Origin of the sequence: Geotalea uraniireducens, assembly GCF_027943965.1 — a bacterium.
Lineage (GTDB): Bacteria > Desulfobacterota > Desulfuromonadia > Geobacterales > Geobacteraceae > Geobacter > Geobacter uraniireducens.
This window is the reverse complement of sequence record NZ_AP027151.1, coordinates 4,049,499-4,062,306: the sequence shown is the minus strand read 5'-3', so window position 1 is coordinate 4,062,306 and position 12,808 is coordinate 4,049,499. Positions and strand designations below refer to the sequence as shown.

Below are 12,808 nucleotides of genomic sequence, written 5' to 3'. Positions count from 1 at the left end.
CAGCCGCCGGGCAAAGTGCTATAACCGCCGTCCTTTCTCCCGTCGCCGGGCGTTCGACCCGGTCGGGGAATCACGGAGAGATGTTGCAGGAGGGGGCAATGGTGACAGGGATTGGTAGCAGGCGGCGGGCCGCGGGAGATATTATCGAAGCTCGGTGTACCAAATGCAGGTCGCTGCTCAACCATACGATCGTCGCGATGGTCGGCGAACGGGTGGTGCGGGTCCAGTGTAACACCTGCGGCGGCCAGCACAACTACCACCCGCCGCAGGCGGAACGCGGCGGTGAGCGGACCACAGTCAGGAAAGCTGCCGTGGAGCGGCCGCGTAAGGAAAAAGCTCCGGCGGGGCCTTCGGAATGGGAAGTAACGGTGAAAGATCTCGATCCGGCCACCGCTGTTTCCTATGCCATGGATGCGTCTTTTTCCGTCGGACAACTGGTTGCCCATCCGGTTTTTGGCCTCGGGATCGTTACCGCCCTCTGCAAGCCGAACAAAGTCGAAATCCTGTTCAGTGCCGGCAAAAAACTCCTCCGTTGCGCCTGATCCGGCCGGTCATTCGTCCCGGCCGACATCGTCCCGCCGCCGGCCCTTCCTTCGTCCTTTCTCTTCATACATCCGCTGATCCGCCAGTTTCCAGGTCTCGTAAAGCGTATTGACGACCGTTGCCGTAGCTGCCCCCAGGGAAAGACTGAGAAATGATTCCGATTCGGGCCCGTTGCAGCGCACCACCGCTTCCCGAATGCGGGCAAGCGCAGCAGCGGCGGCGCCTTCATTGGCCAGCTCCAGAAGGATGGCAAATTCGTCGCCGCCGATCCGTGCCACCACGTCTTCGGTCCGGAAGGCTTCCCGCAATGCCCGCGCGGCCGCTGCAATCAGTGTATCGCCGGCTGCATGCCCCAACGTGTCGTTGACCCGTTTGAGATTATCCACATCGACCATGACGATCGAAACCGGATAGGTCCGCCCCCAATTGAGCCTTTCCAGCTCGGCTTCGAAAAAGAGCCGGTTGTAGAGGCCGGTCATCGCGTCATGGGTGGAGAGGTGGTAGAGCTTGTCTTCCTTTTCGTGCAGCCGGTTCATCAGGCTGTTGAATGCTTCGGCGACATCGGCGATCTCGTCGCCCGATTTGATCAGGACGTTGCGGTAGACGCCGGTCTCCTCCGTTTCGCGAATCTGTTCTTTCAGCTGGACGATCGGCAAGGTGAGGTGGCGCATGAAAAGCCACATTGCAATGACGAGAAAGAATCCGCCGGGGATGATGCTCAGCCAGGCGGAGCGCTCGGCGGTTCTGAGCGGTGCATAGGCCTCCTTGACCGGGAAATCGGCTGCCAGGATCCAGTCGACGGTCAGCAGCCTGACGAACGTTGAGATGACCGGAACCCCTTGCCGGTTGGCCATCCGTACCGTCAATCTTCCCCGGGCGTCAACCTGAGCGGCGAAGTTCCGGTAGCCCTGCAAAAGGGTCGTGTCGAGAATCCGTTGCCGGTCGGGGTGCATGATCATCTGCCGGTCGGTGGTGAACAGATAGAAAAAGCCTGTTTGGCCGATTTTCGTGGCGGCCAGCGAGCCGAGGAAATTGTCCTTCATCAGGTCGAAACTGCCACAGAGAATGGCGATCAGTGTGCCGTTGGGAGCGATGACCGGGGCAGTGAACATGATGATCGGGTGATGGTGTGCCTGGCGGGAAACGAACGGCGGAGAGATGTGCGGCGCGCCGCTGGTTTTGGTCGCCCTGATGTACTCCCGGTCGCCGAAACTGTTGCCGGCGCGGGCGGTGGTGGGGTCCGTGCCGGCAATCAGGTCGCCGTTCGGGGTGAAGAGAAAGGTGCCGTTGTCGAAGTGCGAGTTGAGGCCGGGGAGGCGCTGCAGAAAGCGTAGCGCTTTGCCAGGCGTGGCGATATCGTCGGCAGAGACGGAGTTGGCGGCATCGATCAGGGCGCCTTGCGCCACCCGGATCTTGTCGTCGAGTTCCCCGGCGATCAGCGCTACCAGGGTTTGCTGCTGCGTCTGGACGGTACGGGCGAACTCCCCCTGGAAAAGAGAGAGCATGACATGAGCGGCCAGGGGGACGCAGGCGACGATCAGTGCCAGCATGAAAAAGGCGATCTTGCTCTTGAGGCTGAGACGGGTGATTCTGTTCCTTGGCATTGCTTGTTGTGCCTTTGCGAAGTGTCGGGGCAAGTCTGTTTATCCTTTTCGGCGTTCGGCGGAAAAGAATGAGTTTGAAATGCCAGATTCGTGCCAGTCTCCCGGCGCTATGGGGCTGGTGCCGGCGGCAGTGACGGGGAAAGAACCTTTCCAGGGCGCGGCGATTAGTGCTATGTTGTGAACAATTGTCCAGGAGGGATTCGCATGAACACACGGGATCGGGCCGTTCTCTTCCGGGGGCTGGTCGTCGACATCGAGCAGTTTGAAGTGGAGATCGGCAACAAAGGGTGGCACCGCTTCCAGGTGGTCCGCCATCCCGGCGGCGTCGGCGTCGTGCCGCTCCATGATGATGGTACGGTGACCCTGATTCGCCAGCTTCGTCCCTCCATCGGCGTCAGTCTGCTGGAAATACCCGCCGGTCGGCTCGACCCCGGCGAGGAGCCAGCCGCCTGCGGTGTGCGCGAACTGGCCGAAGAGACCGGCCTAACCGCGACGTCTCTTGAATCTCTCGGCGATCTTCTGACCTCGCCGGGAGTCTTCGACGAACGAATCCACCTTTTTCTGGCCAACGGTCTTTCTCAGGGAGAAGCAATGCCGGAACAGTACGAGGATATCGCGACGGTCCGCCTCCCGTTGGCGGAGGCTGTGGCGATGGCAGCCGACGGCCGGATCCGTGACGGCAAGACGATCGTGGCCCTGATGCGGGCCCAGGCAAGGCAACGATGATTCTGACGGCGCGGGTGACGGCCGTCCAGGCGGGAATGCGACTCGACGACGGTGCAGCCAGGCTCTTTCCCGGTCTCTCCAAGAGCCGGATCCGCAAGATCATCGACTGGGGCGGATGCAGCATTGCCGGGACAATGGTCCGGGTTGCCTCCCGGACGCTCGCCGAGCACGACGAAATCGTCCTCGGCGTCATGGAGCCGGACGAATACCGGGAGCGGCTCCTTGCCCGGGATGAGATCCTCTACGACGATCGCGATTATCTGGCGGTCAACAAGGCCGCCGGCCTCAACTGCCAGCGAACCCCCTACCAGCTCAAAGGAACGGTTGAACACGCCGTTACCCTCTATTTCCGCGCCGCCGGCAGTCACGAACCGGCCCGGGTCGTCCATCGGCTCGACCGCGGGACCTCCGGGGTGATGGTCTTCCCCAAGAACCGTCGGGCCGCCGCGCATTTTTCCGCCGCCCTGCAGCGGGGAGCGGTCGAGAAGATTTACTGGGCCTTGGTGGCCGGAGCGCCCGATGCCGATCAATGGACCGTCAACGCTCCGATCGCCAAGATCGATCGTGCCCGGTACGGCGTTGCCCTCCCCGGCAAGGACGCCCAGACGCTCTTCCGGGTCCGGGCGTCCGGTGTCGGGCTCACGCTCGTCGAAGCCCGGCCCCTTACCGGTCGCACCCATCAGATCAGGGTCCATCTGGCCCATTGCGGTTTGCCGATCCTCGGCGATACCGTGTATGGCGGCGATCCGGCGGCACGGCTGCTGCTCCATTGCCGATCGATGACCTTCGCCAACGCGGCTGGCCGGACCATTTCGGCCACGGCGCCGGTCGACCGGGATTTTGCCGCCTGTTGTGCCGCCGCCGGCATTCCGCTCCCCGTTGCTCGTCCGGCGGCCGGCGGGCTTGCCAGCGATTAACTCTGGCATGACTGCAGGCTAGCCCCAACCGCCCGTGGTGGTTTCCGTTGCCCTTCCCGACGGGGGAAAATTGCCTTGCTTTTACCCGGCCGATGCTGCACCATGCGCGAAAATCACTTTTCCGGAGGTCACATGGTCAGGAGAGCAACCGTTGCGGTATCGTTCGTTGTCGCCCTCGTTGTCGGCGCTGCCGTTACCTGGGCGGGCCCTGCCGAGGTAACGCAGGGAGGGACAGCGAACCAGCAGTCGCCGGTCTGTAATAAAATGTGTCGCCTGGCCGCCAAGAAACAGCGGCAACAGGCGGCTGCTACGGCCCCGTGTCCGGTCGATTGCCAAAGCTGTCCGCAAAAAACGGCAAACTGCCCGAAGAATTGCCCGAAAACGGTTGGGAAAACGGTGAAAAAGAACTGCCCGAAGGTTGCCAGCAAAGGGACCGGGGCGGCGACGGGGGTCACCGCCTGCCCTCTTGGCAAGAACTGAAAGGGTTGTCCCGTCCGTTTTGCCGGACGGGACGCCCGACAGGGTCGCGGGTCAGCGCGACCAGTTGACCCTGACGAAACTCTCTTCATGGCTCCACTGATAATGGAGCTCCCCTTTGTGTGCCCGGAAAATTTCCCGGCCGAGCTTTTGCGCCAGCTTTTCCTCCGTGGTGGTTACGGTGAGGATGTTCTTGTCCTGCCGGATCTCCATGATTCGCCCGAGCGGGTTTTTCTGCCGTGCCTTTGCCTCGATGTTCTGGATCGAGTTGAGAATTTCCGCTTCATGGGCCAGCAGGTATTCGCCGGAAAAGGTGGCGACCCCCGCCGGATTGTTGTCGGCCATCCGCTGACAGGCGGGACAGGTGACCTTGGTGACGTTTCCTTCCGCCGGTTTCCCTCCTTCCATTGTCCAACGCTTGTCGTGATACAGTGCGCCGCATTTCTTGCAGAGCGCGGTTTCCTTGAGTCCTCCCTTCGGTAGATAGACATCGGGACTGTGCACCGTCCGCTTGCCCTTTTCCTCAACCCCTGCCTTGTGGGAAACCTGTGCCATGGGCCGTCTCCTTTCCCCGAAAGAATTCCTGCTGATCATTTGTCGGTTCCGGAACCAAAAGTATATCATCCCCCGGAGCGGTCGCCAGCGGCGGGCTCGCTAACACACCCCTCGACCCGGTTCCGGCCCCGCTGCTTGGCGCAATAGAGCGCCCGGTCCGCTGCTGCCACTAGGTCCCGTCCGGTACGGGCATCGTCGGGGAAGGTGGCGATGCCGACGCTGACCGTCAGTTTTCCCCCCGGCTGGGTCTCACGGAAGGGAAAGAGGTGTTCGGCCACGGCGTGCCGTAGTTTCTCGCCGACGACCAATGCCAGTTCGCGGTCGGTTTCCGGCATGATGACGACGAACTCTTCACCGCCGTAACGGGCGACGATGTCGGAATGGCGGATGCTGCTGCAGAACAGGGCGGCCGCCGTTTTGAGAACCTCGTCCCCCTGCAGATGGCCGTGCCGATCGTTATACTGCTTGAAAAAGTCGATATCGATCATCGCCAGGGAGCAGCTCCGCCGGTAACGGTGTGCCCTGGCCAGCTCGTGGTCGAGGCTTAGCCAGAACTGCCGCCGGTTGAAGAGGGTGGTCAGGGAATCGGTGAACGCCTCGCTGGTGGCAATCTCGTAATTCCGCTTGAGGAAATCGTAGTTGAATTTCTGGGCAATCAGGCTCTTCGCCTTCAGCAACAACTCCCTGCTTTCGCCGGGGAAGGCGAAGAAACCGTCAGCGCCGGCCTGGGCGCTGCGGATCGCTATGGAGCGTTCGCGGAGCGGGGCGATGATCATTACTGGAATCTGCTTGCTCCGCTCATGGGACTTGAGCCGGAAGCAGACGTCGATCCCCCCCAGCTCAGGGAGGGCAAGGGCGAGAATGCAGAGATCGGGGGCCAGCGATACTCCTTTGTCGAGGGCCTCCAGGCCGTCGCGGGCGATCAGCGGGGCGTATCCTTCCCCGCGCAGCCGGGCGAGCAGTGGCTGCAGCAGTTCGTCGCTGCCGGCGGCCACCAGTACCTGCGGGGTGCGGAGCAGCCGGTCCGGCGGCCCCTTTTCCGGCAAGAGAACGGTGAAGACGCTCCCTTTGCCGGCTTCGCTCCGCACGGAAATGGTCCCACCGTGCAGTTCGACGAAATGTTTGACCAGGGCTAGGCCGATACCGAGACTCCCCGGCCCGGTGGCAATCCCCGCCCCTCCTTCGAAGCTTTTGAAGATATGCTCCAGCTCGTCTTCGTTGATCCCGCGCCCCTGGTCCTCGACGCGGATTTCCAGGAAGCCGGGCTCGGCGTCATTGCGCGCGGCTACCGGGCGGAGGGCGACGGTGATCGTTCCCCCCCGGTCGGAAAAGTGGAGGGCGTTGGTCAGCAGTTCATCGATGATGAAGGTGAATTTTCCTTCGTCGGCGGTGATGGTCCCGACTGTCTCGTCACGTTGAGCGACGATCGCGATCCCCTGCCGGGCGGCGGTTTCGCTCAGTTGGTCGAGCACCCGGGTCAGCGGCTCGTCGACCGGGAACTCTTTCGGCAGGAATACCGCCGTGCCGAGATCGCTGTTGCAGAGCGCCAGCACCCGCTCCAGGAGTCGCTGGATTCCCTGCCCCCGGCTGATGATTGTTTCCAGGCCGATACGCTGCTCGCGGCTGACAGCTCCCATGACCCCGTCGCGCAGGCAGGTGGCAAATTCGACGATGTAATCGAGGGGGCGTTGGAACTCCCGGGACATGTGGGCAAGGAACTCGGCCTTGACCTGGTTGGCGATGAACAGCCGTTCGTTGGTCCGCTCCAGTTCCTCGGTCCGTTCGGTGAGCAGGCGCCGAAGCAGGTCCAGCTCCCGGGCACTGACTATTTTCCGCGCGCGGGACATGGGTGCCTCGTCAGGACAGGGGCCAGCGGCTCGTGTGGGGGTCGAAGGGGCGTTCCACGGTTTCGGGTCGTTCGTGGCTCCGCAGCAGCGCCCGGACCGGTGCGCCGTCGCCGCCACGGACATTCAGCGGCAGACAGAGGAGCTCGTATTCCCCCGCCTCGACGCCGTCGAGGTTGAGCCCTTCAAGGATGACAATGCCGGCGTCGAGCAGCTGCCGGTGGATGGCACCGTCGCTGTCGAAACGCTCGATGGAGAGATAGTCAATGCCGATCAGCTTGGCGCCGGTTTCCAGTAGATAGTCGGCTCCGTCGGGCGTGAGGCAGGCATACTCGGTACAAAAACCGCTTCGCTCCCAGAGCAGCGAGTTGTCGGTCCGGAGGAGCAGCCGCTCTTCGCCGCGCACCGGCAGGCGGGCCAGCTCCTTGCGGTCAATTGCCCGCACTCCGCGGAGATCGATCACCCGGGTTTTGCCGACGAGCAGCGAGAGCGGCAGCAGGTCAACACTGCTGCCGTCGTCGCGGAAGTGCAGCGGGACATCGAGATGGGTACCACTGTGGGTGGTCAGGGTGAGGCGGGAAACGTTGGCCGTGTCGCCCCGGGCGATTCGGGTTACCGGCTCGATGGTCACCGGCGGATCGCCGGGATAGGTGGGCAGGTCGGCGGAAAGGGGCACGGTGATGTCATAGAGTTTCATGGTGGCCTCCGCAACGTTGTCGGGTCACAACAAGTATACACGTCGCGGGGGGATTTGCGAGGCGGGGAGAGTTAGCCGGCGGACGGCTGCGGCTCGTCGTGGAGCCGCTGCAGCTCCTCACGGCTGAAGTGGTAGCGCTCGCCGCAGAGTTCGCAGGTCACCTCGGCTTCGCCCCGGTCGGCGATCATTGCTGCCAGTTCGTCCTTGCCGAGGGAGAGCAGCACCCGCTCGAGCCGTTCCCGACTGCAGGAGCAGACGAAGGCTAGCGCCCGTTTTTCCAAGGTGTCGTAGGGGATCCCGGCAAAGAGATACTCCAGCATTTTCTCCGGGGTGGCCCCGCCGCGCAGCTGCTCCGAAACGGCCGGCATAGTCTCGATCCGGCTCATCAGCTGCTCGATGACCGCCTCGTCGTGGGGGGGGAGCGCCTGGACCAGGAAGCCGCCCGCCACGCCGACCGAGCCATCCGCTTCAACGAATACCCCGAGCCCGACCGCCGAGGGGATCTGTTCCGATTCGGTCAGGTAGTAGGCCAAGTCTTCGGCAATCTCGCTGGTGTAGAGCGTTACCGTTCCCCGGTACGGTTCCTTGAGCCCCAGGTCCTTGGTGACGGTGAGCAGTCCGGCATGGCCGAGGGCGCGTCCCACGTCGAGCTTGCCGTCGTCCCTGACCAGCACGACTTCGGGGTTGCCGACGCACCCCCGCACGGCCCCGTTGGCATCGGCTTCCACCAGGATTTTCCGCAGCGGCCCGTTGCCTTCGAAGGCGAGGGCGATCCGTTGCCCGGTCTTCAGCAGCGCCCCGAACAGGGCACCGCCGGTCAACGCCCGGCCGAGCGCCGCCGAGGCGGTGGGGAAGGTGCCGTGCCGGTGGCAGGCGTCGGCGACGAGGCCGGTGGTGACGCAGGCCAATGCCCGGACGGTGCCGCTTCTGCTGATGATCCGGACGAGATAGTCGCTCGATTCGCGGGGAATGCTCATGGGACACAACCTTTCACTGGGGGACGGGGCTTGCGGTCAGGGTACGGCAAAGGACATCCTAGACGAGTCCGTTGACAAAATTGAATTCCGAGGTGCCCGGCAGCTCCTCGCCGCGGGCTGCAGCGTCGAGGATGCGGCGCCACTGGTCGCGATGGGCCTTGGTCAGGTCGATGACGAAGGAATTGCAGCCCATCTCAGAGAGCCGGCCCCGGAAATGGGTCAGGGAGAAGGGGGTGGTCGGGGTAATCGTGGTCAGGGAACCGCGTACCGCCACCTCGTACTCTTCTCCCCGGTCCGAAACCAGCGGCGCATCGCTTTTGATCCCCTTGATGGCAACGCGGGTGGTCATGGCCGGCACGCTACCGTAGATCAGTACCCGGCGCTGCAGGGGGACGCGGGCCCGGAGCAGCGCCGCCATGTTTTCGGCATCGTCTTCGATATAGAGGGTGGCGGCAGTGGCGCCGAACTCGTGCCAAGAGAGCATCGCCTGGCTGTTCAGCGAGAAAAGCCGGAAATCGGTGGCGATCTCCACCTCCCGGCCTTTGAGCAGGGCGAAGTGGGAGAGGTTGCTCGCCTCGAAACGGCGGAAGCCGGCGGCGATGAGGGTTGCCACCGCCGCTTCGTAGAAGGGGAGTTCGCCGCCGAAGATGGTGAATGGCAGCTGCCAGACGATCCGTTCCGCATCGCCGCGCAACCGCCGGCCAGCCTGGGGGAGCTGGTGGAGGTTGGCCCGGGATACCGGCAGCGCTATCGCATCGACCCCCGGCTGGTGGAGGATCGCCGCGTCGCGGAGCTGTTCGAGCCGGACCGTTACCTCCGGCCGGGCCCCCTTCGCCGGCGGGCCGGCCGACACCAGCGCCGCCAGCGCCTGGCGGGTGGCAGCGCGCCGCCGCCCGGCCAGTTCGGTCGTTACCCGCTCGGCCAGCTGCCGGTAGAACTCGCGGCGGAGTTCCTTGAAGCGGGCGGCCGGAATGAGTAGCGGAGGAAAATCGGCGGCGTCCAGGGATTCCAGGGTGAACGGCGTCTCACCGGTGCGGCTGAACTGGGCGCGGAGCACCCCCGCCATGTCGGCGGTGCGCGCCTCTTCCAGCGGACCGAGGGGGAAGGACGCCTCGTGGCAGAAGCCGGCGACCCGGCCGGCCACCTGGAGCGCCCCGGCGACGAACGTTACCGTCAGCGCGCAGGGGAGTTTCCCCGGCTGCACCCCTTCCAGCCGTTTCTGGCAGGCGCTTTCGCTCATCGTGAAGGCGGTTTCGGACGAAACCTTGAACACCGCGTCGCCGACCTTGAAGGCAAAGGGGGCGGCAACGGTGACGAGGCTCTTCTCCTTGGCCGACTTGAGCCGTTCCTTGCCGGCGAACAGCTCCTTGACCGTGAATGCCCGCCCGGCCATGTCGCTTTTCGGCTGGACCCGAATCCGGTCGCCGACAAAGAGCCGGTCCCGGGTCTCGAAGGTGATCCGGTCGCCGCGGATGCTCCTGATCTCGCCGAGGAACCGGCCGGTGGCGCCGCGGAGGGTCGGCGTGGCGATATCGGTCGGCTCGCGCGAGCCGAGAAAACCCTTGGTCGGCACCCGGCCGAAGGAGAGTTTGAGGAGCTCTTTGGCTGCCGCCACCGCCTCGCTTCGTTTCCGCTCCGGCGCGTCGAGCACCTGCCGGTAGGCCTCGACGACGCTGGCGACGTATTCGGCCGATTTCATCCGCCCTTCGATCTTTAGCGAGGCAACCCCGGCCGCGACCAGCTGCGGGACCATTTCGATCGTCGAGAGATCGTTGGTGGAGAAGTAGTACCCCTCCTTGCCGCGGTAGCGGTACTGGCGGCGGCAGGGCTGGGCGCAGCGGCCGCGGTTGCCGCTGTGGCCGCCGAGGAACGAGGAGAAATAGCATTGCCCCGAGATGGCGAAGCAGAGGGCGCCGTGGATGAAGCACTCTATTTCGGCGCTGCTGGCGGCAGTGATCGCCCGGATGTCGTCGAGGTGCAGCTCGCGGGCCAGGACCACCCGCTCGAAACCAAGCTCCTCCAGCATCCGGACTCCTGGCAGATTATGGATGGTCATCTGGGTGGAGGCATGGCGGGGAAGGGCAGGGAAATGGTCACGGATGAGCCGTGCCACCCCGAGGTCCTGGATGATGACCCCATCGGCGCCCATTGCCTCCAGGGCTGCCAGCGTCTCCACCAGTTGGGGGAGTTCGCCTTCCTTGACCAGGGTATTGAGGGTAACGTAGACCTTGCGCGAGAGCGAATGGGCGTAGGCCACCATCCGTTCCAGCTGGTAGGCGCTGAAATTCTTCGCCTTGGCCCGGGCGGAAAAATCCCGCAACCCGGCGTAGACTGCGTCGGCCCCCTTCTCCATGGCGGCGAAGAATGCTTCCAGTGAGCCGGCGGGGGCGAGAAGTTCCGTTTTTTTCGGCTGTTGCTGCTGGTAGGTCATCTCTCCAGACTACCCGATGGCTTGCCGGTGCGTCAAGCAGGTTTGTCGGAATGGTCGGCCGGCTTTTCATATTGTGTTGCCAAGCCTTAAATGATATAAGGGGCCGGTTATTTTTCTCGGGAGAAACTGTTATGAAACAAGGAGGCAGCGCCTCATTCTGGGGGGGGATCATCAAGTCGATGGGGCTGGTTTTCGGCGACATCGGCACCAGCCCCATTTATACCCTGACTGTCATCTTCGCCCTGACCAAGCCGACCATCGGCAATGTGATGGGGATTCTCTCCCTGGTCTTCTGGACCATGACTGTCCTCGTTTCTGCCGAGTATTCCTGGCTTGCCATGGGGCTTGGCCGCAAAGGGGAGGGGGGGACCATCGTTCTCAAGGAGATCCTGATCCGGCTCCTCAAACCGGGCCGCCGGCTGACCTTCGTGGTCTTTCTCTCTTACCTCGGCGTCTCGCTCCTCTTGGGTGATGGGGTTATCACGCCGGCGATCAGTATCCTTTCCGCGGTGGAAGGGATGGTGCTGATTCCCGGCCTGGAAAATCTCCACCACTGGACGCTGATCCTGATTGCCGCCCTGGTGGCAGTCACCCTGTTCGTCTTCCAGTTCAAGGGCACCGACAAAGTTGCCGGCGCCTTTGGGCCGATCATGGTGATCTGGTTTGGCGCCCTGACGATCTCGGGTGTTGCTGCCATTGCCACCAATCCCGAGGTAGTGAAAGCGATAAGCCCCCACTACGCATTTTTGTTCCTCAGGGAAAACGGCTTCGCCGGTTTTTTCGTCCTCTCGGAAGTAATCCTTTGCGCTACCGGCGGTGAGGCCCTGTATGCCGACATGGGACACCTGGGCCGCCAGCCGATCAGGCGCGCCTGGTATTTCGTCTTCTGTGCCCTGGTCATCAACTATCTGGGGCAGGGGGCCTACGTCCTCTCCCATGGGACGAACAAGAACCTGCTGTTCGGCATGATCCAGTGGGAAGCGCCGCTGCTCTACATCCCGTTCCTGATCCTGACCATCCTGGCGACCATCATCGCTTCGCAGGCGATGATCAGCGGGGTCTTCTCCGTCATCTACCAGGGGATTACCACCCGGATCATGCCGCTGATGAAGGTGGACTACACTTCCAGCCACCTCAAGTCCCAGATCTACATCGGTTCGGTGAACTGGGCGCTCCTGACGGCGGTCATCTTCATCATGCTCATCTTCAAGAGATCGGACAACCTGGCGGCTGCTTACGGCCTTGCGGTTACCGGGACGATGACCATCACCGGTATCATGATGATCATGATCTTTTCCCGGACCACCAAGAAATGGAAAGTCCCCTTTGCCGCACTGGTGACCATCGTCGACTTCATTTTTTTCTTCGCCTGTCTCAACAAGCTGCCCCATGGCGGCTACTGGTCGATCATCCTCGCCTCGCTCCCCTTTGCCACCATTCTCATCTGGACTTTCGGCCAGCGGGCGCTTTACCGGGCGCTGAAGCCGCTCGATCTGGAGACCTTTCTCCTTTCCTACGAGCAGATTTATGCCAAGGGGCATAATATTCCCGGCACCGCGCTGTTCTTTACCCGTGAAGCGGTGGTGGTCCCTCCCTACGTAATTCATTGCATCATCCGCAGCAATATCATCTACGAACGGAACATCTTCGTTTCGCTGACCCGGACCGAAGAGCCGTTCGGCGTCAAGGTAAAGCTCACCACGGGGTTTGGCACCGGTCTCGACGCCTTTGAAGTCCGGGCGGGCTACATGGAAATGGTGGATATCGAGCGGCTGCTGAAAAAGCACGAGATTCAGGAGAAGGTCATTTTCTACGGCATCGAGGATATCGCCACCAATAACCCGATCTGGAAGATTTTTTCCACCATCAAGCGCCAGTCGGCCAACTTTGTCCAGTTCAACAAGATGCCCGCCAGCAAGCTCCAGGGGGTGGTGACACGGGTAGAGATGTAAAGGGGTGGGGGGTACGCCAGACTTAACAGAAAAAGCCCGCAGCATGCCGCGGGCTTTTTCTGTGGATCTCCGACCGAGCATATCG

The 12,808-nt window shown here is 62.8% G+C and carries 11 protein-coding genes; 5 read left to right on the top strand and 6 right to left on the bottom strand.

The genetic code is table 11. From position 1 onward, the window contains the following. The first annotated feature begins 98 nt into the window (after positions 1–98). Positions 99–542, top strand: a complete 444-nt coding sequence (locus tag QMN23_RS19020; RefSeq protein ID WP_282000910.1) for a hypothetical protein — start codon at positions 99–101, stop codon at positions 540–542. A 9-nt stretch (positions 543–551) separates the two neighbouring features. On the opposite strand, the gene QMN23_RS19015 is transcribed toward QMN23_RS19020, so the two are convergent. After that, entirely contained in the window at positions 552–2,147 is a 1,596-nt protein-coding gene (locus QMN23_RS19015; protein ID WP_282000909.1) for a sensor domain-containing diguanylate cyclase, read from the bottom strand. Between the two features lie 204 nt (positions 2,148–2,351). Here QMN23_RS19015 and QMN23_RS19010 point away from each other — a divergent pair, with 204 nt between their 5' ends. The 3 genes from QMN23_RS19010 to QMN23_RS19000 all read left to right on the top strand — a co-directional run bounded on the left by QMN23_RS19010 (position 2,352) and on the right by QMN23_RS19000 (position 4,270). Continuing rightward, on the top strand, positions 2,352–2,873 hold the full coding sequence (locus QMN23_RS19010) for an NUDIX hydrolase (protein ID WP_282000908.1): 522 nt from the start codon (positions 2,352–2,354) through the stop codon (positions 2,871–2,873). Then, positions 2,870–3,790, top strand: coding sequence for an RluA family pseudouridine synthase (locus QMN23_RS19005; RefSeq protein WP_282000907.1), 921 nt, complete (start codon positions 2,870–2,872; stop codon positions 3,788–3,790). The genes QMN23_RS19010 and QMN23_RS19005 overlap by 4 nt, the downstream gene beginning before the upstream one ends. A 132-nt stretch (positions 3,791–3,922) precedes the next feature. After that, entirely contained in the window at positions 3,923–4,270 is a 348-nt protein-coding gene (locus QMN23_RS19000) for a hypothetical protein (protein ID WP_282000906.1), read from the top strand. A 51-nt stretch (positions 4,271–4,321) separates the two neighbouring features. Here the strand turns inward: QMN23_RS19000 and QMN23_RS18995 are convergent, their stop codons facing one another. The 5 genes from QMN23_RS18995 to QMN23_RS18975 all read right to left on the bottom strand — a co-directional run bounded on the left by QMN23_RS18995 (position 4,322) and on the right by QMN23_RS18975 (position 10,771). After that, a complete protein-coding gene (locus QMN23_RS18995) occupies positions 4,322–4,822 on the bottom strand; it encodes a BCAM0308 family protein (protein ID WP_282000905.1) in 501 nt (166 codons plus the stop codon). 65 nt (positions 4,823–4,887) lie between these two features. Then, positions 4,888–6,669: a diguanylate cyclase gene (locus QMN23_RS18990; protein WP_282000904.1), complete on the bottom strand. Its 1,782-nt coding sequence runs from the start codon at positions 6,667–6,669 to the stop codon at positions 4,888–4,890. Between the two features lie 10 nt (positions 6,670–6,679). After that, positions 6,680–7,363, bottom strand: a complete 684-nt coding sequence (locus QMN23_RS18985) for a cyclase family protein (protein ID WP_282000903.1) — start codon at positions 7,361–7,363, stop codon at positions 6,680–6,682. A gap of 71 nt (positions 7,364–7,434) precedes the next feature. Then, on the bottom strand, positions 7,435–8,340 hold the full coding sequence (gene hslO / locus QMN23_RS18980) for an Hsp33 family molecular chaperone HslO (protein WP_282000902.1): 906 nt from the start codon (positions 8,338–8,340) through the stop codon (positions 7,435–7,437). A 58-nt stretch (positions 8,341–8,398) separates the two neighbouring features. Then, positions 8,399–10,771: a peptidase U32 family protein gene (locus QMN23_RS18975; RefSeq protein WP_282000901.1), complete on the bottom strand. Its 2,373-nt coding sequence runs from the start codon at positions 10,769–10,771 to the stop codon at positions 8,399–8,401. 131 nt (positions 10,772–10,902) lie between these two features. Between QMN23_RS18975 and QMN23_RS18970 the strand changes: the two genes are divergently transcribed. After that, on the top strand, positions 10,903–12,723 hold the full coding sequence (locus QMN23_RS18970; protein ID WP_282000900.1) for a KUP/HAK/KT family potassium transporter: 1,821 nt from the start codon (positions 10,903–10,905) through the stop codon (positions 12,721–12,723). The last annotated feature ends 85 nt before the right edge of the window (positions 12,724–12,808 follow it).

Bases quoted from the DNA above. Each gene is read 5' to 3' on its own strand.
- QMN23_RS19000 (WP_282000906.1), top strand. From the start codon at position 3,923: ATGGTCAGGAGAGCAACCGTTGCGGTATCGTTCGTTGTCGCCCTCGTT.
- QMN23_RS19005 (WP_282000907.1), top strand. From the start codon at position 2,870: ATGATTCTGACGGCGCGGGTGACGGCCGTCCAGGCGGGAATGCGACTC.
- QMN23_RS18975 (WP_282000901.1), bottom strand. From the start codon at position 10,771: ATGACCTACCAGCAGCAACAGCCGAAAAAAACGGAACTTCTCGCCCCC.
- QMN23_RS19020 (WP_282000910.1), top strand. From the start codon at position 99: ATGGTGACAGGGATTGGTAGCAGGCGGCGGGCCGCGGGAGATATTATC.
- QMN23_RS18995 (WP_282000905.1), bottom strand. From the start codon at position 4,822: ATGGCACAGGTTTCCCACAAGGCAGGGGTTGAGGAAAAGGGCAAGCGG.
- QMN23_RS18985 (WP_282000903.1), bottom strand. From the start codon at position 7,363: ATGAAACTCTATGACATCACCGTGCCCCTTTCCGCCGACCTGCCCACC.
- QMN23_RS19010 (WP_282000908.1), top strand. From the start codon at position 2,352: ATGAACACACGGGATCGGGCCGTTCTCTTCCGGGGGCTGGTCGTCGAC.
- QMN23_RS18970 (WP_282000900.1), top strand. From the start codon at position 10,903: ATGAAACAAGGAGGCAGCGCCTCATTCTGGGGGGGGATCATCAAGTCG.
- QMN23_RS19015 (WP_282000909.1), bottom strand. From the start codon at position 2,147: ATGCCAAGGAACAGAATCACCCGTCTCAGCCTCAAGAGCAAGATCGCC.
- QMN23_RS18990 (WP_282000904.1), bottom strand. From the start codon at position 6,669: ATGTCCCGCGCGCGGAAAATAGTCAGTGCCCGGGAGCTGGACCTGCTT.
- hslO (WP_282000902.1), bottom strand. From the start codon at position 8,340: ATGAGCATTCCCCGCGAATCGAGCGACTATCTCGTCCGGATCATCAGC.